Origin of the sequence: Legionella tunisiensis, from assembly GCF_000308315.1 — a bacterium.
Lineage (GTDB): Bacteria > Pseudomonadota > Gammaproteobacteria > Legionellales > Legionellaceae > Tatlockia > Tatlockia tunisiensis.
This window is the reverse complement of the sequence record NZ_CALJ01000339.1, coordinates 1-1233: the sequence shown is the minus strand read 5'-3', so window position 1 is coordinate 1233 and position 1233 is coordinate 1. Positions and strand designations below refer to the sequence as shown.

The following is a 1233-nucleotide window of genomic DNA, read 5'->3' as shown; positions in this document are numbered from 1 at the left end:
AGCCGAACCGAAGTGTCCTTCATCAATGAACAATTTGGACTATACACTTGAGTTCTGCCTAAAATTTAATAAGTTGAAATCGAATCTTTTTTGCAACGGAACCCAACTTCTTCCTGTGACTTTTCAATGACAATGGGTAATTCTTTTGCTGGCGTCATTTAGTAACCATGCTCCACTTAGGGGCAGCAAGGTTAACTAGCAGTCGTAATAAAATCAATAGGTTAATTGGGGAATAGGTCATTTGCTGCAAAGTCACGATAAAATTAGTAATAAAAAACCGCAGGCCATAATATTATTTTAATATTCGTTTTATATAATACCTAAAAGTTTAAAATTAAGGTGACATGAGATGCGCTCCCCTATAAAGATAGAACAATTTAATGAATTAAAAGCAATTTATGCCGATATTTATAAAAGACATTATAGTATTGGAATGATTAATACGGAATTATCAGAGATTGAACTCCTGACATCTAGAAAAAATGAAGAAGACAAAATAAGACTTGAGGAAAGAATAAATAAAGACAAGAAAGTCATTCTCGCTATTTTGTCTAAAAATAAAATAGAAATTCAAGGGACTGAATTGCTTGAAAAAGTAAATACTATAGGTAGTAACGATGTTGAATTTGTTAAAATAATCCGTGAAGGTCCATTAAGTAAATTAATTGAGCAACAAAATATAGCGATTGCAAATTATTATGCCGTGCTAAATAGCATATATGATGAACATGAAGAAATTCCAGAAGAATTACAATTAAACTTAAATGAAAATGGCCAAATTAATTTTATTGAAATGAAACCGAAACCAGAGCAATTTAATAAATTAATTGATGAATTATCTTCTCCAGAATTTTTTATTAATTATGATGAAGACAAATATTACGATTTAAATAGAAGAGAGCCTTCATCAAATATGATGCTCAATCTGGCTTTTGAAGTAGCTATGTCTACATCCATTTTAATAGGTGGTGTCGGAGCACTTGCTACAACTATAGGAGTAACGGCTGGTATCTGTTTACTCGCAGGAATGAGCTTGGTTATACCTCCTATTGCAATAACTGCAATGATTATTGGTGGTGTAGGTGGCTTGGAGGCTGGAATTAAAATGTTTGGTTTTTTCAGTAAAAAACAAGATAGTATAAATCATGTTGATGATCTCTGTACGGGACAAAAATTTGAAGTAACTCATTGATTAAGAGGGTGTCCGGAAAGTCCCTGCCCATGGCAAGCTCA

Annotated in this window: 1 protein-coding gene; it reads left to right on the top strand. The window is 32.6% G+C overall.

Going from position 1 to position 1233, the window contains the following annotated elements; genetic code table 11:
• Positions 1-349 precede the first annotated feature (349 nt).
• Positions 350-1192, top strand: coding sequence for a hypothetical protein (locus BN58_RS20560; RefSeq protein ID WP_019218457.1), 843 nt, complete (start codon positions 350-352; stop codon positions 1190-1192).
• Positions 1193-1233 lie beyond the last annotated feature (41 nt).